The organism is Spirillospora sp. NPDC127506, from assembly GCF_040302145.1.
GTDB lineage: Bacteria > Actinomycetota > Actinomycetes > Streptosporangiales > Streptosporangiaceae > Spirillospora.
The window spans coordinates 11,187-31,492 of record NZ_JBEORG010000034.1; the positions used below are offsets into that span (position 1 = coordinate 11,187).

Consider the following 20,306-nt stretch of genomic DNA (forward strand, 5'->3'; position numbering starts at 1 on the left):
ATCGTAGCCGTGTGGCGCATGACCTGCCGATTTGATCGTTAACGTTTCGGTTTCAACTACCGATCGACGTTCGGATCCGGCCGGTGCGCGCCCGCCCCGCACCGCCGTGGGACACGCTCGGCACGGCGGCGGGGTACGCTGCGCACCTCGGAAGGACGCGCCACGGGCCTTACCGGACGACCGGAATGGATGGCCGAAAACGGCCACGGCCCGGCGTCCCCCCAGGCGGGCGGCCGGGCGTCCTCCACCGTGCGGCGTGCGCCCGGTGCACGGGCGGCGCGGTCCGCGCACCCGACGGTGCGTCCAGGGGAAACGGAGCGTTGATTGGCCGGGATGCGAGGGATCGCGGGGAGCACGCCTCTCGCGCCGCCGCGGCTGCTGCCGTGGCGGCTGCGTCCGGGGTGGCCGCTCAGCGTCGCCCTGCTCGGCTTCCCGCTGTGGTGGATCCTCGGCCTGGCCAACGTGGTGCTGCTGCTCATCAGCGTGCCGATGGCGCTGACGCTGTGGCGCCGCCGGGGCACCCTCGTCGCGCCCAGCGGCTTCGGCGCCTGGCTGTTCTTCCTCGTCTGGGTCGTGCTGGGCGTCCTCGTGCTGTGGGCGGACGCGCCGCTCGCCGAGCCCGGCGGAGGGTTCAGCCGGCTGCTCGTGTACGGCTACCGGCTCGCCTGGTACCTGTCGTTCACCATCGTCCTGCTCTACATCGGCAACATGAGCGAGCGGGAACTGCCGTCCGGGAAGATCGGCCGGCTGCTCGGCTTCATGTTCGTCGTGACGACGGCCGGCGGCCTGATCGGCTCGTTCTTCCCGTCGATCCAGCTGACCTCGCCGGTGGAGATGCTCCTGCCGCAGGGGCTGACCGGGAACTCGTTCGTCCGCGACATCGTCCACCCGAAGGTCGCCGACATCGAGTCCATCCTCGGCTTCGAGCAGTCCCGGCCGATGGCCCCGTTCGCGTACGCCAACACCTGGGGCGCCGCCTACGCGTTCTTCCTCCCCTACTTCGTGCTGACGTGGATCGTCCGCGCCCGGACGCGGCGCCGCGTCTTCGGGCTGCTCATCCTCGCCGCATCGCTGTGGCCGGTGGTGTACTCGCTGAACCGGGGCCTGTGGGGCGCGCTCGGCGCGATCGGGCTGTTCGGCGTCCTCAAGCTGCTCCAGGTCGGCGGGCCGCGGGTGATCGCCTGGACGGCCGGGATGGCCGCCGCCGGCGCGCTGGTCGTGGCGCTGTCGCCGCTGCCCGGCCTCGTCCAGGACCGGCTGAACAACCCGCACAGCAACAACCGCCGCACGCTGCTCGCCGAGGAGACCACCCGCAGCGCGCTCACCGGCTCCCCGCTGGTCGGCTTCGGCTCCACCCGCAACGTCCAGGGCGACCTCGGCCAGGTCGCCGGCGGCGCGCGGGTCGGCTGCAAGGCGTGCGAGTCGCCGCCGCTCGGCACCCAGGGGCACGTGTGGCTGCTCATCTTCGCCAACGGCGTCGTCGGGACGATCGCGTTCTGCGCGTTCTTCACCGTCCGGTTCCTGCGGCACTGGCGAGACCGCGGCGCCTACTCGCTGGCGGGCTGCTGCGTGCTGATCGCGTGCACCCTATTCATGATCACCTACGACATGGTGGAGGTACCGCTGTACACGGTGATGATCGCGGTGGCCCTGATGTGGCGGGCCAAGCGGGACGAGCGCGGCCTGCCGGACCCGCGCCCGCGCGCCCGCGCGCTGACCGCCGAGGAGGCCGAGTGACCGGGCGGGCGGCGAGCGGGGCCGCCGAGACGCGGGCCGCCTGGATCGCCGCGGTCGAGGAGCTGTGGCCGGACGCCGCGGTCGAGGCCGTCGGCCCAGGGCGGTCCGCGGGGGCGCGGCGCGAGCTGGCGTTCCTGCCGGACGCCAGGCACCCCCGGCTGCTCGTCCCGGCGGGCCTGCCCCGCGCCGCAGCGGCCGCGCTGCGCCGCTACAGCCACGACCTCGGCGTCCGGCAGCGCGCTTCCCGCGGCCTCACCGCCGCGGCCGTCCGCACCGGGCTGCCGGAGCGGAGGCTGCGCGACCGGCTGCGCGTCACCGGCGGCGGGCCCTCCGTCGAAGACCGGCTCGCCGAGCTGCTCGGCCGCCGAGTCGTGGTCAGCATCGGCCTCGGCAGCGCCCGCGCCAACCGCAAGCCGATCCTGCACGTGCTGTCGCCGCGCGGCAAGCCCGTCGCGTTCGTGAAGGTCGGCGACACCGGCACCGCCCGCGGCCTGCTCGGCGGCGAGGCCGCCGCGCTCGCCTACCTCGGCGCCCGCCTCGACCGGGCGCGGCTGCACGTCCCGGAGGTGCTGCACCACGGGACGTGGCGCGGCCTCGACCTGCTCGTCCTGGAGCCGCTGCCGACCAGCGCGCTCGGCTGGCGGCCGCGCGGGCGGGCCCCGGTCGCCGAGATGCGGACGCTGTTCGAGGTCGGCGGCGTCGAGCGGGCGCCGCTGCGCGGCAGCGCGTTCTGGGACGGCATCGCCGCGAGCCCCGCCGGCATCGCGGACGAGCGGCAGCGCGCCGTCTTCGGCGAGGTGGTCGAGGGCGTCGGCAAGGCGCACGGCGACCTGCCCCTCGACTTCGGCGCCTGGCACGGCGACTGGACCCCGTGGAACATGGCCTGGCACCGCGGCGTGCTGCGCCTCTGGGACTGGGAGCGCTTCGCGCGCGGCGTCCCGGACGGCTTCGACCTGCTGCACTACCGGCTGCAGGAGGCGATGCGCACCGCGCCCGGCCCGCCCTACGCGGCCTGGCCGGACGGCGCCGCCGCCGCGCTGGCGCCGCTCGGGCTGTCCGGCGCCGCCGCCGAGGCGACCGTCCGCCTCTACCTGCTGGAGCTGTGCCGCCGCTACCTGCTGGCCGCGCAGGAGCCGATCGGCGGCCCGCTGCGCGCCGACGCCGAGCGGCTGCTGTCCCTCCTGCACACCGACCTCCGGAGGATCTCGTGATCTCACGCCGTGACGCCCCGCAGTGGGTCAAGGAGGCCGGGCGGGCCGCGACCCGCGCCGGCGGCCGGCTGACGGCCGGCGCCCGGATGCTGCCGGACTTCCTCATGGTGGGCACGCAGCGCGGCGGCACCACCTCGCTGTTCCGGGCGCTGGCCGCGCACCCGGCGGTCGTCCAGCCGAACTTCCACAAGGGCGTGCACTACTTCGACGTCAACTACCCGCGGGGCCTGTCCTGGTACCGGGGGCACTTCCCGGTCCGGCAGCTCGCCGAGCGCCGCGCCGCCGCCGCGATGGACGGCGCCGCGCCGATGGCGTTCGAGTCGGCCGGCTACTACATGCACCACCCGCTCGCGCCGGAGCGGATCGCCCGCGACCTGCCCGGCGTGAAGCTCATCGTGCTGCTGCGCGACCCGGTGGTGCGCACCTACTCGGCGCACAAGCACGAGCTGGCCCGCGGATTCGAGACCGAGCCGTTCGAGCGGGCGCTGGACCTGGAGGCCGAGCGGCTCGCCGGCGAGGTCGAGAAGATCAAAGCCGACCCGGGGTACGTGAGCCACAGCCACCGGCACCACTCCTACGTGGACCGCAGCCAGTACGCCGACCAGATCGAGCGGCTGTTCAAGCTGTTCGGGCGCGACCGGGTGCTGGTGCTGTTCGCGGAGGACTTCTTCTCCGAGCCGGAGCCCTGCTACGACTCCATCCTGGAGTTCCTCGGCCTGCCGCACTGGCGGCCCGCGTCGTTCGAGCGGCACAACGCCCGCCCGGGGTCCCCGCTGCCGGACCGCCTGCAGCGCCGCCTCGCCGACCACTTCGCCCCCTACGACGACAAGCTCGCCGCCCTCCTCGGCACCGAGCCGGCCTGGCGGCGGGACGGGCGGCGATGACCCGGCGATGAAGAAGCGCACTCTCGGCCCGTCCAGCGTGCAGGCGGAACCGCCGCTCGCCCCGGACTCGATCCCGGTCACCCGGTTCGCGGGCGCCGTCCGCCGGCACCTCGCCGCGCTGCTGGTCGCGGTCGTGGCGGGGGCCGGGCTCGGCGTCGCGAAGATCGCGCTGACCCCGGCGACGTACACCTCGCACATCTCGGTGCTCGCGCCGCCGGTGTCGCTGCACCCCGGATACACGCCGGGGCGGCCGCTGAACCCGAAGGAGCGCGAGCCCCGGGACACCACGATGGACACCGAGGCCCAGCTCGTCTGGTCGGACGAGGTGCTGCGCCGGCTCGCCACCTTCCCCGGCTTCGACGCGCCCCGCGCGGAGCTGCGCGACCGCATCGAGCTGTCGGTGCCGAACGCCACGCACGTGCTGGTGATCGGGGTGCGGGCCGGGACGCCGAAGACCGCGCAGAGCGGTGCGCAGGCGGTCGCCGAGGGGTACCTGGACCTGCGGCAGCAGATCCTCGGCGGCATCCAGCAGCGCAACCGGGAGGCCCTGGAGAAGTACCTCACCCTGCTGCACAAGCAGCTGCACACGCTGCCGGGCGACGACGAGGACCTCACCGGCGACACCGCCCGCACCCGCCGCGAAGAGATCATGCAGCAGATCAAGCAGGTGCAGAAGCAGATCTCCGCGCTGGACCGCAAGGTCGTGCAGCCCGGCGAGGTGCTGCGCGGCGCCGCGCTGCCCACCGCCCGCGACGACGCCGGCCGGGACGTCGCGGTCGCGAGCGGCCTCGGCGTCGGGCTGCTCGGCTGGGTCGCGTTCGTGCTGCTGATCGACCGGCGGCCGCGAAGGATCCGGCGGCCGGCCGACGTCCGGCTGCACGCGCAGCTGCCGATCATGGTGGAGTCGGGGACGCTCGGCGGCGGGCACCGGGAGATCTGCCGGCGGCTGCGCAACCTCGTCTTCGACGCCGAGGCCACCACCGTCCTGGTCACCGGCGTCCCCGCCGCCGCCGGCACCGCCGTCGCCTACGAGCTCGCCGAGCTGTGCACCGAGGGCGGCTCGGCCACCACCGTGCTGCGCATCCGCAAGGACGGCGAGGAGCGCGATTCCGCCGACGCCGCCCGGCCCCGCACCTTCGGCGTCCGGCTGGTGCGCAGCGACGACGACCGGCAGCTCACCCGCGCCGTCGACAAGGCGGGCCGCGAATCCCGTATCGTCGTGATCACCACTCCCGACATCAACGCAGCCGACACCATCAGCGCGGCCGCCGCCAGCGACCTCACCCTGGTCGTGGTGGAGCGCGGCCGGGCCCTGGACCGCGAGGTGGCGAGCGGCGTCCTCGCCCTCGACCAGTCCGCCAACCCCGCCCGCGGCATCGTGCTGACCAGGCAGAGCCCCGGCACCCCCGTCCGCCGGGCCGCAGCTCCCGGCACCGGCTCCCCACGAGGTTGAGATGAACCGAACCGGTCCCGCGCCAAGCGCGGATAAAGTCGTGACCATGTGTCCGTCCAGCACGACCCGGATCGTCAAGGGGGATCGTCGTGGGAGCTGACCAGACGGCCGACCCGCAGCAGGGTCAGCTGCTGTCCGTGCTCAGGCGGTACGTGCCGCTGCTGATCCTGCTGGCCGTGCTCGGCGCGGGCGCCGGCGTCGGGGCCGCGATCGTGCTGCCCGCGCCGTACAAGGCCACCGCGACCGTGCTGGTCAGCCCCCTGCAGGGCAACCCGTACTCGCCGGACGGCCGCGGCGACGACCTGGTCAACCTGCAGACCGAGGCGCAGCTGGTCACCACCGACCGGGTCGCCAAGATCGCCGGGGAGAAGCTCGGGCACGAGCCGGAGGGGACGGTCGTCGTCGACGTCCCGCCGAACACGCAGGTGCTCAACCTGACCTACACGGCCAAGAACTCGGCGAACGCCCGCGCCGGCGCGCAGGCGTTCGCCGACGCCTACCTCGCCTACCGGCAGCAGCGCGCGCAGGAGGTGGTGAACAACCAGCTCACCAAGCTGAAGGCGCAGTCCGACAAGGTCCAGCGGCAGCTGCTGAAGACCAACCGGGAGATGGCCGCCGCGTCCGGCGCCAAGCGGGCCACGCTGCAGCAGCGCGTCACCGCCTACACCAACCAGCTCGGCGTGATCGACGAGCAGACCAACGACATCGGCAGCACCCCGATCAATCCGGGCCAGGTCATCACCCCGGCCGGTGCGCCGGACGGGCCCGGCCAGATCCGCACCGCGATGTTCGGCTTCGGCGGCCTGGTCGGCGGCATCGTCCTCGGCATCGCGATCGTGCTGCTGCGCGAGCGGCTCAACCAGCGGCTGCGCAACGCCGAGGCGGTCGAGGGCATGGGCGTGCGCACCCTGGCCACCATCCCGGCGGGCGGCCCGCCCGGTGACACGCTCGCCCTGGTCGCCGCGCCGAAGAGCCCGCCCGGCGAGGCCTACCGGCGGCTGCGCGCCGCGGTCGTGGCGACCGCGCCGCAGACCCCGGTGGCGCTGCTGGTCAGCAGCGCCACCCCGGGCGGCAGCGCCCGGATGGCCAGCGCCAACCTCGCGGTGTCGCTGGCGTTCGCCGGCGCCAAGACGATCATGATCGACGCGACCACCGAGGACACCGACGTCAGCACGCTGTTCGGCGCCCGCCCCGGCGGCAAGGGCCTGTCGGACACGCTGCTCAGCGGAACCGACCCGGCGACCCTGCTGATCCACACCGACTCGCAGCTGCGGCTGCTGCCGCGCGGCCCGCGCGCGGCCGAGGCCGCGCACCGGTTCAGCGGCCCGCGGATGCGCGAGACCGTGAAGGTGCTGCGCCGCCGCAGCGAGTACCTCGTCGTCAACGCGGCGAGCCTGCACGACGCGGACGCGCAGGCGCTGTGCACGTTCGTGGACGCGGTCGTCCTCGTCGCCAACCAGGGCGTGACGACCCGGGAGGAGCTGCGCCAGGCGTACGTCGAGGCCGAGCGCGCCGGATGCACCGTGCTGGGCGTGGTGCTGGAGCCGCCGGAGCAGCGCGGCGGCCGGTCGGCGCGCCAGCCGCAGCCGGCCCGGCAGGGCGGCCGGGCGCCGCAGCCCCCGCGCGGCCGGGCCGCCGCCGAGGTCCGCGCCGCCGACCCGCGCGGCAGCGGGGAGCGGCGCGCGCTGTCCGAGGGCTCCCCCGCGTGGGCGGACGAGCAGCCGACCCCGGCCAGGCGCGCCGAGCGCGACGACGACAAGGGCTACTGGCCGGGCATGCCGCACGACGAGGACGACCAGGACGCCGGCGACGCCTCGACCCTGACCACGCAGGCGCTGCCCAAGGTGGGCCAGCCGCCGCGCCCGGCCGAGCCGCGGCCCGCCACCGCCCGCCGCGGCGCCGCGGCGCGCCGCCGCCCCACTCCCGCGTCGCTGGAGCCGCCGTCGGGGCCGGGCAAGCCCGTCGCCCCCAAGCCGGTCTCGCCGACCGACGTCACCCAGGGCACCGGCCGGGCCCCCGGCCCGCGGCCGGGCGCGCGCAAGGCGCGGCCGTCCGACGCCGAGCCCGCCGAACCCCCCGAGCCGGCCGAGGTGGCCGAGCAGGCGGAGACGGAGCAGGCGCTGGAGTCCGCCGCCACGCGGACCCAGGAGGACATCTCCAAGTACGTGCCGCCGGAACTCGCCGACGACCCCGCGGACGCGCCCGCGCAGAAGAGCGCGCCGGCCGCCCCGGTCGGCGACGTCCTGCCGCGCTACGGGAAGAAGCCGCACAAGGCGGGGCGGCATGCCGGGTCCTGAACCGGCCGCGCCGGGCGGGCCCAATCTGAACAGGCTGGCCAGGGGCGGCGCCCTCAACCTCGTGGGCGCCGCCGTGGCGGGCGTCCAGGGGCTCGCGCTGGTGTTCCTGGTCGCGCACCTGTACCCGCAGCGGATCGCGGGCACGTTCTTCGCGGCGACGTCGCTGTTCATCATCCTGCAGGCGGTGTCCGGCCTCGGCACCGACGCGGGGCTGCTGCGCTGGCTGCCGCGCCATCTCGCGCTCGGCGACCGGGCCGCGGCGCGCCGGACGGTCCCGGTGGCGCTCGTCCCGGTCGCGGCGACCGCGGCGATCGGCGCGCTCGTCCTCCTCGCCACCGCGCCGTGGACGGCGGGCCACATCGGCGCCGACGACGCGGAGCAGGCCGTCGGCATGGTGCGGGTGCTGGCGCTGTTCCTGCCGCTGGCGGGCGCGCACGACGCGCTGCTCGCGGCGACGCGCGGCTACGGCTCGATGCGCCCGACCGTCCTCGTCGACAAGATCCTGCGGCAGACGCTGCAGGTCGGCGGCGTGGTCGCGGCGGCGGTGCTGTCCGACGACGCGGTGTGGCTCGCGGCGGCGTGGGCGGCGCCCTACCTGCCGTGCCTGGTCGTCGCGGCGCTGTGGTACCGGAAGATCAGCCGCGCGGGCGGCGCCGCGCCCGCGGCTGCCCCGCCGGCCCGGCTGCGGCCGCTGGCGGGCGACTTCTGGCGGTTCACGGCGCCGCGCGCGTTCGCGCAGATCTGCCAGACGGCGTTCCAGCGCGCCGACATCGTGCTCGTCGCGGCGCTCAGCTCGCCCCGCGAGGCGGCCGTCTACACCGCCGCGACCCGGTTCATCGTGATCAGCCAGCTCGCCACCCAGGCGGTGCAGAACGTCATGCAGCCCGCGGTGAGCCGGCTGATGGCGCTCGCCGACCGGGCCGGCGCGCAGCGGGTCTTCGCGGTGTGCGCGTCCTGGAACCTCGCGCTCGCCTGGCCGGTGCACCTGTCGATCGCGGTGGGCGCGCCGGTGTACGTCGGCTCGTTCGGCGACGGCTACCGGGGGACGGGCGAGGTCGTCACCGTCATCCTGGCGATGGCGATGCTGGTGGCGACGGCGACCGGCGCCCGCGACGTGATGCTGCTGATGGCGGGCCGCAGCGGGCTCAGCCTGGTCAACCAGAGCGCCGCGCTCGGCGTGAACCTGGTGCTGAACGTGCTGCTGATCCCGCCGTTCGGGATCGCCGGGGCGGCGGCGGCGCGGGCGTGCGGGCTGCTCGTCCGGACGCTGCTGGCCCTCACCCAGGTCCGCAGGATCCTCGGGATGTCCCCGGCGAGCGCCGGGCTGTTCTGGGCGGGCGGATCGGCGCTGCTGAGCTTCGCCGCGATCCCGCTGGCCGTCCGGTTCGTCGCCGGCTCCAGCCCGGCCGCGCTGGCCGCCGGGCTGATCCCCGGCGCGATCTTGTACATTGCCCTACTCTGGGGCGGTCGCGAGCGGCTGTCCCTCACCGCCTTCGCCTCCCTGCTGCCGGGGCGGCGGGGCCGCGCCGGCGCCGGGCCCGCGGGCGCCGCCGTCCCCTCGGCCTCCGGCGCGGCGGCCCCCACGACGGCCCCCGACACGACGGCCCCGGGAACGGCGGCCACGGAAACGACACCTGCCAGGAGCATGCATGCCCACGGGAATTGACCAAGTACGCCGCAAGTCCCGCGCGGTGCTGCGCAAGACCGGCCTCGCGCCGAGCGGACCGGTGTACGGGCGGCTGGTCGACGCGGGGCGCTCCCTTCCGATCCCGGCCGCGGCGCGCGTCGCGGTGTCCACCGCCGTGCTGCGCCGCCCGTGGAAGGTGCCCGTCCGGTTCGACCAGCTCCTCGTCGGCGCGCAGGGCGGCTGGACGGCCCGCGAGTTCGCCGACCGCACCGGCGACCTGCTGTGGCCGTCCACCCCGTTCCTGGACGGCCCGCACGTCGCCCTGCTGCGCCTCGCCGACGAGCACGGCGAGCTGTCCGACGAGCAGATCCTCGGCAGCGCCTACGGGCGGCTCGGGCTGCGCTGCATCGAGGCGGGCGGCAACTACTTCGGCGGCACCGACCCGGCCGGCGTCCTCGCGGCGGCGCGCGCGTTCATCGCCCGCTACCGCGGCGAGGCGGCGCCCGGCGCGGCGCCCCGCCCGCAGCAGAGCGGCCCGCAGGACCCGGTGCTCGTCGCGCCCGTCCGCGGCTCCGACCAGTACCAGATCCTCGACGGCCACCACCGCCTCGCGATCGCCGCGATGAGCGGCGCCGACGGCGCCAACGTCGTCGCCAAGTGGCTGCCCGTCACCACCCCCCTGCAGGACCTGCTGCTCAAGATGAGCTGGCTCGACGGCACCCACGAGCTGTACCAGCCGATCGACGCGCCCGAGCTGCGGTCCGGCTGGACGACCGTACGGCAGTGCACCGACCGGCTCGCCAAGATGGACGCGTTCCTCGCCGAGCGCGGCGTCGCCGGGGGCCGCTACCTCGACGTCGCCAGCTGCTACGGCTGGTTCGTGGCGCAGATGGCGCAGCGCGGCTTCGACGCCGAGGGCATCGAGCGCGACCCGCTCGCCGTCCCGCTCGGGCAGGCGGTCTACGGGCTGCCCGACGGCGTCATCTCCACCGGCGACTGCGTCGAGTTCCTCGGCGGCCACGACGCCGGCCGATGGGACGTGGTGTCCTGCTTCAGCCTCCTGCACCACTTCGTCCTCGGGCGCGGCTCGGTCAGCGCCGAGGAGCTGATCCGGCTCCTCGACCGCGCCACCGGCCGGGTGCTGTTCTTCGACACCGGCCAGGACAACGAGGCGTGGTTCGCCGAGTCGCTGCGGGGCTGGGACCCGCCGCGCGTCGCACGGTTCCTGCGCGAGAACACGGGCTTCGACGAGATCGTCGACCTCGGCCCCGACGAGGACGCGCGCCCGCCCTACGAGGACAACTACTCCAGGCACCTGTTCGCCTGCGTCCGCACGGCATGACGCCCGCGCGCCGCTCGCTCACCGCGCTGCTGCTCGCCGCCCCCGCGCTGCTCACGGCGGCGGCGTGCGACCGGTCCGCGGCGGACGGCACGGCGGCGCCGCCGGTGTCCCCGCCGCCCGCGGCCGGGTCGGCGGGCACCGAGACCGGCGTCGTCTGGACGAGCGGCCTCAACGACCACGGGCAGCTCGGCCGCCCCGGCCCCGGCATCGACCTCAAGCTCGCCCCGGTCACCGGGGTGGGCGGGCAGGGCCGGCTCGGCGGGGTGCGCGCCGTCGCCGGCGGCGGGCGGCACTCGCTCGCGGTCGTCGGCGCCGGCGAGGTCGTCGCGTGGGGCGCCAACGACCACGGCCAGCTCGGCGACGGCACCCTGCGCGACCGCCGCGCGCCCGTCCCCGTCCGCGCCCCCGACGGGCGCTCCGGCAGGCTGGACGGCGTCGTCGCCGTCAGCGCCAACAACGACTTCTCCATGGCGCTGCGCCGCGACGGAACCGTCGTGACGTGGGGCGCCAACGACCACGGGCAGCGCGGCAACGGCGAGCGCGGCGACGGCGGGCGCGCCGCCCCGCGGGTCCCGACGACCGTGAAGGCGCCGGACGGCCGCAGGCCGCTCACCGGCGTCACCGCGATCTCCGCCGACGGGCACACCGAGCTGGTGCTGCGCCGCAACGGGCAGGTGCTCGCGTGGGGCGCCAACGACTACGGCATGGTCGGCGACGGCACCCGCCGCGACCGGGCGCTGCCGGTGCCGGTGCGCGGCCTGGACGGCGCCCGCCGGCTCACCGGCGTGACCCGCATCGCGATCGGCGGGCAGCACGGGCTGGCGCTGCTGAAGGACGGCAGGGTCGCGTCGTGGGGCCACAACGACCTCGGGCAGCTCGGCGACGGCACCCGCCGCGACCGGCTCGTCCCGGCCCTCGTGTCCGGCGTCGGCGGCAAGGGCGTCCTCAGCGGCGTCACCGGGATCAGCGCGGCCGAGAAGCACAACTACGCGCTGCGCAAGGACGGCACGGTCGTCGCCTGGGGCAACAACACGGCCGGGCAGCTCGGCGATCGGACGGTGAAGCTCCGCGCGGCCCCGGTGACGGTCGCGGGCAGCCACGGCGCGAAGCTGCGCGGCGTCGCGCAGGTGTTCGCGGGCGAGGCGTACGGCGCCGCGATCCTCACCGACGGGACGCCGCTCACGTGGGGCGCGGGCGGCAGCGGCCAGCTCGGCTCCGGGAACCGGGTGCCGCGCAGCCGCCCGGGCACCGTCGTGATGGCACACGGCGCCGCGCCGGGCAAGGCCCTGTCGGCGGGCGCCGGTGAACGCCATCTCCTCCTGCTGATGAGCTCCCCGGGCTCCTAGGCGTCCTTGGGAGGCTCCGGCTCGCCGTCGGCGGCCGTGGCGCCGCCCTTGGGCTCCTCGGCCGCCTCGGGGGCCTCAGCGGGCGCCTGCGGGGCGGGCGGGGCCGGAGGGGCGGGCGGGGCGGGGGCCGCGCTCGCGGCGGCTCCGGCGGGCGCGGGAGCCGCGGAGCGGCGGCGCCACAGCAGGAACCTGGCCCCGGCCGCCGCCGCGACGACGACCAGGCCGCCGCCCCCGAGCAGGAACGGCGTCATGGAGCCGCCGTCGTCCTTCCGCACGGGCTCGTACCCGGCGGCCGGCGCGGTCGGCTGCTTCTGGGCGAGCGTCCGCTCCTCCTCCTGCTCCTTCTGCTTCGTGGACTCGGGCGCGGGCTTGCCGTTGTTGCCGGGCTTGCCGGGCTTCGGCGGCGCGTACTTCGACTCCGGCAGCGTCTGGACGAACTTCAGCAGCGCCAGGTCGGGCTTGCCCTTACTGCCCTTCACCGCCTTGGTGTAGACGGCCTTCACCTGGCTCGCCGGCAGCGTGTTCGACGTCGCCTTGAGCTCGTTGCCGGCCAGCACCACGTAGGTGCCCTTGCGCTTCATGAGGCCGGGCAGCTGCTGGAGGACCTGGCCGGCGTCGTCCCCGGCCGGGAGGATCGCGATGAACACCGGGACGGACCGGCCCTGCGCGGTGCGGAGCAGTTCCTGCGCCCCGTCCGTCTGGTAGTACTTGGCGTGCGAGTCGACGTAGTAGCCGCTCTCGGTGATGCCCTCGGCGACCGCGTCGAGATCGGTGCCCGCGGACGCGGGCGCGGCGGTCAGGGCGAGCGCCGGGGCCAGCGCCAGCGCCAGCGTCCCGGACGCGACGATGCGGCGGGAAGAGTTGTTCACGGAGAGGCTCCTTCTAGCACTGCGACGGGTGATGACAGTACCGGCGCGACGTGGGGAAAGGTGGCGAAAGCCCGGGAATCGGTACGGCTCGCGTCAGATGCCGCGGCCCCGGGTGTGCAGGGCGAGCAGGACCCGCTTGCCGGACACGACACCGGACGCGACGGCCAGCGCGAACGGCACGCGGCGCTCGGCGGGGTTGGCCCTGATGGCGCGCGCCGACCAGCGCAGCGCGTCCCTGCGGCGGCCGACGGTCGCGCAGCCGAAGGCGAGCTGGCCGTAGACGCGCCCGGCGGCGCCCGGCACCTTCCCGATCTCCGGGTAGTGCTCCAGGAACCACTCCAGCGCGGCCACCTTCGTCTCCCACGCCTGCGCGTAGTACGACGTCAGGCCCCACAGGACCCGGACGTACGGCTCGTCGACGTTCACCACCGGGTGGCGGCGGGCGGCGCGCAGCGCGAGGTCCCAGTCCTCGCCCTGGCTGCCGGGGATCGTCTCGTCCACCATGCCGATGTCGATGAGCGGCTCGCGGCGCGCCACGTAGGTGGACGAGTGGACGCTCATCATCCGGTCGCGGATCAGCGCGTCGTAGGTGACGCGCCCGGTTCCGGCCAGCCGGGGCAGCTCGCGCCCGTCGAAGTCGATGAGGATGCCGGAGCTGCACAGCACCGCGTCCGGCTCGCCTTCGAGCGCCTTCACCTGCGCGGCCAGCTTCCCGGGCAGCCACTGGTCGTCGTCGTCGCAGAACGCGACGAGGTCGGTGTCCAGCGCGAGGATGCCGGAGTTGCGGGCGCCGGCGAGGCCCGGCTCCCGGGTGTTGGCGATGACCTCGACGCGGTCGCCCGCGAGCGACATGTCCGGCTCGGCGCGGTCGAAGACGACCACCGCGCGCAGCTCGCCTTCGTAGTCCTGCGCGAGGACGGACTCCAGCGCGCGGCGCAGCAGCTCCGGCCGGTTGTGCGTCGGGAGGACGACGCCGACGGATGGGGGCATCGAGGGCCTGCCTAGGTCGGGGGTCGGAGGGGAGGGCGGCGCCGCGGGGCCGGGCGGCCCCGCGGCGTACGGTCAGCGCGCGCCGATGATCATGCCGGCGGCGACGGTGTTGTTGGTGGCCTCGTCGATCAGGATGAAGCCGCCGGTGAGCCGGTTGCGGGCGTAGTCGTCCACGAACAGCGGCTGGGTGACGCGGAGCGAGACCCGGCCGATCTCGTTCAGGCCGAGCGACGCCGCCTCCTCGTCGCGGTGCAGGGTGTTGACGTCCAGCCGGTAGTGCAGGTCCTTCACCAGCGTCTTCGCGGTGCGGGTGGTGTGCTTGATGACCAGCTTGGAGCGCGGGGCGAGGGTGCGGTCCGGGGTCATCCAGCAGACCATCGCGTCGAGGTCCTGGGCGGTCTCGGGACGGTTGTTGGGCCGCGCGATCATGTCGCCGCGGGAGATGTCGATGTCGTCGGCGAGCCGGAGGACGACCGACATCGGGGAGAACGCCTGCTCCACCGGCCCGGACGGCCCGTCGATATGGGTGATCGTCGTGGTCAGCCCGGACGGCAGGTGCACGACCTCGTCGCCCGGCTTCAGCACGCCGCCCGCGACCTGCCCCGCGTAGCCGCGGTAGTCGTGCAGCTCGGGGTCGGTCGAGGCGTGCGGCCGCACCACGTACTGCACCGGGAACCGCACGTCGATCAGGTTCCGGTCGGACGCGATGTGCACGTGCTCCAGGTGGTGCAGCAGCGACGACCCCTCGTACCACGGCATGTTCACGCTGCGCTCCACAACGTTGTCGCCGTGCAGGGCGGAGATGGGGATGAACGTCAGGTCGGTGATGTCGAGCTTGGAGGCGAACGCGGTGAACTCGTCCACGATCTGCTCGTAGACGGCGCGGTCGTAGTCGACGAGGTCCATCTTGTTGATCGCCACGACCAGGTGCGGCACCTGCAGCAGCGTGGTGAGGAACGCGTGCCGGCGCGACTGCTCCAGGATGCCCTTGCGGGCGTCCACCAGGATGATCGCGAGGTCGGCGGTCGAGGCGCCCGTCACCATGTTCCGCGTGTACTGGATGTGCCCCGGCGTGTCCGCGATGATGAACTTGCGGCGCGGCGTCGCGAAGTACCGGTAGGCGACGTCGATCGTGATGCCCTGCTCCCGCTCGGCGCGCAGGCCGTCGGTGAGCAGCGCCAGGTTCGTGTACTCCTCGCCGCGCTCGGTGCTCGTGCGCTCCACCGACTCCAGCTGGTCCTCGAAGATCGACTTGGAGTCGAACAGCAGCCGGCCGATCAGCGTCGACTTGCCGTCGTCCACGCTGCCGGCGGTGGCGAACCGCAGCAGGTCCATCGGCTTGCCCGCCGGCCCCGCCTGAGCGGGCTCGTTCCCGGCCATCAGAAGTAGCCCTCCTTCTTGCGGTCCTCCATCGCGGCCTCGCTCGTCCGGTCGTCGGCGCGGGTCTGGCCCCGCTCGGTGATCCGGGTCGCCGCGATCTCCTCGATCACCTCGTCCAGCGTCGCCGCCGACGACTTCACCGCGCCCGTGCAGGACGCGTCGCCGACCGTCCGGTACCGGACCGTCGCCTCGAACTCCGGCTCGTCGTCGCCGCGGTTCGCGAAGCCCGTCTCGGCGTCCAGCAGCAGCCCGTCGCGCTCGAACACGCGGCGGGTGTGCGCGAAGTAGATCGAGGGCAGCTCCAGCCGCTCCCGGCGGACGTAGTCCCAGATGTCGAGCTCCGTCCAGTTCGACAGCGGGAACACCCGGACGTGCTCGCCCTGCTGGATCCTGGTGTTGAACAGGTTCCACAGCTCCGGGCGCTGGTTCTTCGGATCCCACTGGCCGAACTCGTCCCGGAACGACACCACCCGCTCCTTGGCGCGGGCCTTCTCCTCGTCGCGCCGCGCCCCGCCGAACGCCGCGTCGAACCGGTGCTCCTCGATCGCGTCCAGCAGCGGCACGATCTGCAGCCGGTTCCGGGACGCCCGGCGCCCCTTCTGCTCGGCCACCCGGCCGCTGTCGATCGCGTCCTGCACCGACGCCACCACCAGCCGCACGCCCAGCTCGGCGACCCGCCGGTCGCGGAACTCGATCACCTCGGGGAAGTTGTGCCCGGTGTCGACGTGCATCACCGGGAACGGTATCGGCGCCGGCCAGAACGCCTTCTCGGCGAGGCGCAGCATGACCAGGCTGTCCTTGCCGCCGGAGAACAGCAGCACCGGCCGTTCGAACTCGGCCGCCACCTCCCGGAAGATGTGGATCGACTCGGCTTCAAGGACGTCCAACTGGGACAGCAGATAATCCGAACGCTGCATGGTCTGGGGCTCTCTCCACGCTCTCTGGCAGATGCAACCGGTGGCCGCGGGACGCGACGTCCCACAGGGACGAACCGCGGCCGATCGCGATTCACTCCCGGATTCAGCCGGGCAGTGCGCCGCTCACTTCCCCCTTGCGGGGGGAAGGCCCCCCGCGCCCCCCGGCGAGGAGAGGGGCGATGCCGGTCAGCAGCGTCGGCGCCGACTCGGGATGGCACACCAGGATATCCGGGAGCCGCGGGTCCTCCCGGTTGTACTCCAGCGGCGACCCGTCGACCCGGGACGCGTGCGCCCCCGCGCCGAGCGCCACCGCCGCCGGCGCCGCCGAATCCCACTCGTACTGGCCGCCGGCGTGCACGTACGCGTCGACCTCGCCGAGCAGCACCGCGGAGATCTTCGCCCCCGCCGAGCCGATCGGCACCAGCTCCACGTCCATGCCGCCCGCGGCGGGATCCCCCGCGCCCCCCGGCCCCGCGGCCGCGAGCCGTTCCGCCAGCTGCCGGACGAACTCGGGCGGGCGCGTGCGGCTCACCGCGATGCGCAGCTTGCCCGCGTCCGGCGCCGGAACGTGCAGCGGCACCTCCCGCGGCTGCACGGCGCCCGCGCCGCCCGCCTCCGGGCCGGGCTCCCCCGGCTCCGTGCGGACGAGGGCGGCGCCGCCCGTCGCGTCCGTGCGCAGCGTCAGGCCCTGCGCCGGCAGCGCCACCGCGCCGGCGGCCAGCCTGCCCCGCCCGGACTCGTCCCGCTCCCACAGCGCGACGTGGACGGCCCAGTCGCGGCGGCCCTCCTCGGAGAACTCGCGAGTCCCGTCCAGCGGATCGACGATCCACACCCGGCGGGCGGCGCGCCGCCCGGCCGCGGACGTGTTGCGGGTCGGCGCGCGGTCGTCGCCCTTCGAACGCTTCCCCGCGACGGAGGAACGGCCCTCCTCGGACAGGACGGCGTCGCCGGGACAGCGTTCCGCGAGGGCCGCCATGAGGTACTCGTGCGCCCGCAGGTCGCCGGTGTCCTTCAGGACCCGCGCGTCCGCGAACCCGACCTCGTCCCGCACGCCCAGCAGCAGCCGCCCCGCCGCGCCGGCGAGCTCCGCCGCCAGCGCGTGGTCGTCCACATCCGTCATCCGCTGATCACATTCCCGACTCGAATGGTCTGTTCGATCTACTTTCTCATGCATACCCGAGCCGGCCCGATGCCCGGGTCCCCTCAGTAGGCGCCGGAGCCCCGGAACACCGCGGACCACGTCTTCCACATGATCTGCAGGTCCATCGCGAACGTCCAGTTGTCGACGTAGCGCAGGTCGAGACGCACCGACTCCTCCCACGACAGGTCCGAGCGGCCGCTCACCTGCCACAGGCCCGTCAGCCCCGGCTTCACCACCAGCCGCCGGTACACGTCGCCGCCGTACTGGGCGACCTCCTCCGGCAGCGGCGGGCGCGGGCCCACCAGCGACATGTCGCCGCGCAGCACGTTGAACAGCTGCGGCAGCTCGTCCAGCGAGTAGCGGCGCAGCCAGCGCCCCACCCGGGTGATCCGCGGGTCCTCGCGGATCTTGAACAGCACGCCGTCGTTCTCGTTGAGCTGCATCAGCTCGACCTTGCGGGCCTCGGCGTCCTGCACCATCGTGCGGAACTTCAGCACGGTGAACTCCCGGCCGCCGCGCCCGACCCGGGTCTGCCGGAACATCACCGGGCCCGCGCTGGTCAGCTTGATCAGCAGCGCGACGATCAGCATCAGCGGGCTCAGCACCAGCAGCCCGGCGAGCGCGGCCGTCTGGTCGAACAGGCTCTTGAAGACCTTGCGGCCGCCGTCCAGCTCCGGGTGCTCCACGTGCAGCAGCGGCAGCCCCGACACCGGCCGGATCGAGATGCGCGGGCCGGTCACGTCCATCAGCGCGGGCGCCACCACCAGCTCGATGTCGTCGCGCTCGATCTGCCACGCCAGCCGGCGCAGCGCCACCCCGTCCATCTCCGGGCAGGCGAGCACCGCCACCGAGTCGGCGCCGATCCGCTCGGCGACCGCCGCGGCCTGCGCGAAGTCGCCCATCACCGGGACGCCCTCCACCTCGGCGACCGCGTCGTCGCCGGACGCGAGCGCGGGCGGCAGGCACACCGCCGCGATGTCCATGCCGTGGTAGCGCTTCTTGCGCAGCTCGCGGATCAGGTCGGCCACCGACGTCCGGTGCCCCACCGCGACCACGCGCCGCATGCACTCGCCGTTCCAGCGCTTCTTGTGCAGCCGCTTGCGCAGCCGGTACCGGGCGGTCAGCGCGAGCAGCGTGCCGAGCGGCAGCGCCATCACCACGTAGCCGCGCGCCACCTCGGTCTTCGTCGCGTACGCGACGATCGCGACGGCCGCGGTCAGGATGAACCCGGCGCGCAGCACCCGGTGGAACTCCTCGTACCCGACGCCGATGTACCGGGGCTGGTACGCCCGGCACAGCATCAGCGTCGGCAGCCACACGACGGGGAGGAGGACGGTCAGCGCCACGTACGGCGCGTTCAGCTCCGTCGGGACGCCCGGGAACCGCAGCACGAACGCGATCACGCCGGCCATCAGCATGCTGAGGACGTCGAGCCATTTCGCGACCCGGCGGTATCTGACACTCCAGTTCTGCGACGGCGCGCGCCCCTGCTCATGGCGGGTCGATGACTCGGCCTGAACCTTGTCAACGACGGCCATAGACCACTCACCAATCCCCTGTAACACGCGCCCCGTCAGCGCGATTCACACCGAAGACGGTTGAACGTCGCCTCAGGTTCACATGCACCTGGAACCTCGTTCGAGCAGCATCTTACGGGTGCTTTGCCGTGGTCACGGCGGGAACGCGGCCATCGCCCCGGCAACGTCCGGGAATTTGGGCTTATCCGGACAAAAGGAATGCGACCGGGGGTATGGCCGCCGTCTGTCCAGAGCGATCCGTGGCCGGATCCGGTCAGCTCGCGTGAAAGACGTTCTGCGCCACGGCCAGCCCGTCCGCCATCAGCGCCTCCACCGCGTCCGCCGCCCGGTCCAGCTCCAGGTCGAGGTCCTTGCGCTCCGCCGCGGAGAAGTCCTTCAGGACGAACGCCGCCGCGTCCATCCGCCCCGGCGGCCGGCCCACCCCGAACCGCACCCGCAGATACTCCCTCGACCCGAGCGACTTCGTCACCGACCGCAGCCCGTTGTGACCGTTGTCACCGCCGCCCCGCTTCAGCCGCACCGCGCCGAACGGGATGTCCAGCTCATCGTGGACGACGATCAGCCGCTCCACCGGGACCTTGTAGAAGTCGCACAGCCCCTTCACGGGCCCGCCCGACTCGTTCATGAACGACCGCGGCTTCGCCAGCACCACCCGCGCCCCCGCGAGCCGGCCCTCCAGCACCTCCGCCCGCGCCCGGTGCGACTTGAACCGGCCCCCGGCCCGCGCCGCCAGCACGTCCAGCACCATGAACCCCGCGTTGTGCCGGTTCCGCGCATACGACGGGCCCGGGTTGCCCAGCCCCACCACCAGCCAGAGATCCGCGCTCACCCGAACTCCTCACGCACGAGCACGGCCCCCGCCGGTGCGCACACCCGCGGGGGCCATGGAAAGAACCACTGCGACCGGCTGAGCGCGGCCGCGCCTGCGTCACTCGGCGGCGGGCTCGGCCTCGCCCTCGGCGGCCGGCGCGCCCTCGCCCTCCGCGGCCTCCGCCGCGGTCTCCGGCTCCGTCGCCGCCGTGGCGTCGGAGATCTGCAGGATCAGCGTCTCCTCGTCGGCGGCCAGCGTCGTCCCCTCCGGGAGCTTCAAGTCCTTCGCGAGCACCTGCGTGTCGATCTCCAGGCCGGTGATGTCGAGGTCGACCGACTCCGGGATGTGGGTGGCCTCCGCCTCCACGGAGATCTCCACCGCCGTCTGCGCCACCTGCCCGCCCGCGACCACGTCGCCGACGACGTTCACCGGCAGGTCGACGACGACCTTCTCGCCGCGCTTCACCAGCAGCAGGTCGACGTGCTCCAGGAACCCCTTGATCGGGTCGCGCTGCACGTCCTTCGGCAGCGCCAGCTCCGTCCCGTTGCCGAGCCCCTCGATGGTCAGCAGCACGTTCGGGGTCTTGAGCGCCAGCATCAGATCGTGGCCCGGCAGCGAGATGTGCTGCGGGTCGGTGCCGTGACCGTAGAGGACGGCGGGCACCCTGCCGGCCCGGCGGGTGCGCCGCGCGGCACCCTTACCGAACTCGGTGCGCGGCTCGGCGGCGATGCGTACCTCGGACACGGCGAAAACTCCCTGCTTG

Annotated in this window: 16 protein-coding genes; 8 read left to right on the forward strand and 8 right to left on the reverse strand. The window is 74.2% G+C overall.

Features of this window, described 5'->3' with window-relative positions:
* The first annotated feature begins 333 nt into the window (after positions 1-333).
* From ABTW95_RS27035 to ABTW95_RS27070, 8 genes are all read left to right on the forward strand, one after another.
* Entirely contained in the window at positions 334-1,737 is a 1,404-nt protein-coding gene (locus tag ABTW95_RS27035) for a hypothetical protein (protein WP_396452681.1), read from the forward strand.
* A complete protein-coding gene (locus tag ABTW95_RS27040) occupies positions 1,734-2,948 on the forward strand; it encodes a hypothetical protein (RefSeq protein WP_500227756.1) in 1,215 nt (404 codons plus the stop codon). The genes ABTW95_RS27035 and ABTW95_RS27040 overlap by 4 nt, the downstream gene beginning before the upstream one ends.
* Entirely contained in the window at positions 2,945-3,832 is an 888-nt protein-coding gene (locus tag ABTW95_RS27045) for a sulfotransferase domain-containing protein (protein ID WP_500227757.1), read from the forward strand. Before ABTW95_RS27040 ends, ABTW95_RS27045 begins: the two co-directional genes overlap by 4 nt.
* Positions 3,833-3,839: 7 nt before the next feature.
* Complete coding sequence (locus ABTW95_RS27050; protein ID WP_500227758.1) at positions 3,840-5,285, forward strand: hypothetical protein; 1,446 nt, start codon at positions 3,840-3,842, stop codon at positions 5,283-5,285.
* Positions 5,286-5,374: 89 nt separating this feature from the next.
* Positions 5,375-7,582 (forward strand): polysaccharide biosynthesis tyrosine autokinase, encoded by a 2,208-nt coding sequence (locus tag ABTW95_RS27055; protein WP_500227759.1) that lies wholly within the window; start codon positions 5,375-5,377, stop codon positions 7,580-7,582.
* Positions 7,569-9,248 carry a lipopolysaccharide biosynthesis protein gene (locus ABTW95_RS27060; RefSeq protein WP_396449647.1) on the forward strand — a complete coding sequence of 560 codons (1,680 nt, stop codon included), beginning with the start codon at positions 7,569-7,571 and terminating at the stop codon, positions 9,246-9,248. Before ABTW95_RS27055 ends, ABTW95_RS27060 begins: the two co-directional genes overlap by 14 nt.
* Positions 9,232-10,551 carry a ParB N-terminal domain-containing protein gene (locus tag ABTW95_RS27065; protein WP_396449648.1) on the forward strand — a complete coding sequence of 440 codons (1,320 nt, stop codon included), beginning with the start codon at positions 9,232-9,234 and terminating at the stop codon, positions 10,549-10,551. The genes ABTW95_RS27060 and ABTW95_RS27065 overlap by 17 nt, the downstream gene beginning before the upstream one ends.
* Positions 10,548-11,897, forward strand: coding sequence for an RCC1 domain-containing protein (locus tag ABTW95_RS27070; RefSeq protein ID WP_396449649.1), 1,350 nt, complete (start codon positions 10,548-10,550; stop codon positions 11,895-11,897). Before ABTW95_RS27065 ends, ABTW95_RS27070 begins: the two co-directional genes overlap by 4 nt.
* On the opposite strand, the gene ABTW95_RS27075 is transcribed toward ABTW95_RS27070, so the two are convergent.
* From ABTW95_RS27075 to ABTW95_RS27110, 8 genes are all read right to left on the reverse strand, one after another.
* Positions 11,894-12,766 carry a hypothetical protein gene (locus ABTW95_RS27075; protein WP_500227760.1) on the reverse strand — a complete coding sequence of 291 codons (873 nt, stop codon included), beginning with the start codon at positions 12,764-12,766 and terminating at the stop codon, positions 11,894-11,896. The genes ABTW95_RS27070 and ABTW95_RS27075 overlap by 4 nt on opposite strands.
* Before the next feature lie 93 nt (positions 12,767-12,859).
* Positions 12,860-13,756, reverse strand: a complete 897-nt coding sequence (locus ABTW95_RS27080) for a glycosyltransferase family 2 protein (RefSeq protein WP_396449651.1) — start codon at positions 13,754-13,756, stop codon at positions 12,860-12,862.
* A 72-nt stretch (positions 13,757-13,828) separates the two neighbouring features.
* Positions 13,829-15,091 (reverse strand): sulfate adenylyltransferase subunit 1, encoded by a 1,263-nt coding sequence (locus tag ABTW95_RS27085; protein WP_396449674.1) that lies wholly within the window; start codon positions 15,089-15,091, stop codon positions 13,829-13,831.
* Between the two features lie 44 nt (positions 15,092-15,135).
* Positions 15,136-16,053, reverse strand: a complete 918-nt coding sequence (gene cysD, locus ABTW95_RS27090) for a sulfate adenylyltransferase subunit CysD (RefSeq protein ID WP_396449652.1) — start codon at positions 16,051-16,053, stop codon at positions 15,136-15,138.
* Positions 16,054-16,156: 103 nt separating this feature from the next.
* On the reverse strand, positions 16,157-17,173 hold the full coding sequence (locus ABTW95_RS27095; RefSeq protein WP_396449653.1) for an inositol monophosphatase family protein: 1,017 nt from the start codon (positions 17,171-17,173) through the stop codon (positions 16,157-16,159).
* Positions 17,174-17,256: 83 nt separating this feature from the next.
* Positions 17,257-18,732 (reverse strand): sugar transferase, encoded by a 1,476-nt coding sequence (locus ABTW95_RS27100; protein WP_396449654.1) that lies wholly within the window; start codon positions 18,730-18,732, stop codon positions 17,257-17,259.
* A 253-nt stretch (positions 18,733-18,985) separates the two neighbouring features.
* Entirely contained in the window at positions 18,986-19,561 is a 576-nt protein-coding gene (gene pth / locus ABTW95_RS27105) for an aminoacyl-tRNA hydrolase (RefSeq protein WP_396449655.1), read from the reverse strand.
* Positions 19,562-19,660: 99 nt separating this feature from the next.
* Complete coding sequence (locus ABTW95_RS27110; RefSeq protein WP_396449656.1) at positions 19,661-20,287, reverse strand: 50S ribosomal protein L25/general stress protein Ctc; 627 nt, start codon at positions 20,285-20,287, stop codon at positions 19,661-19,663.
* Positions 20,288-20,306 lie beyond the last annotated feature (19 nt).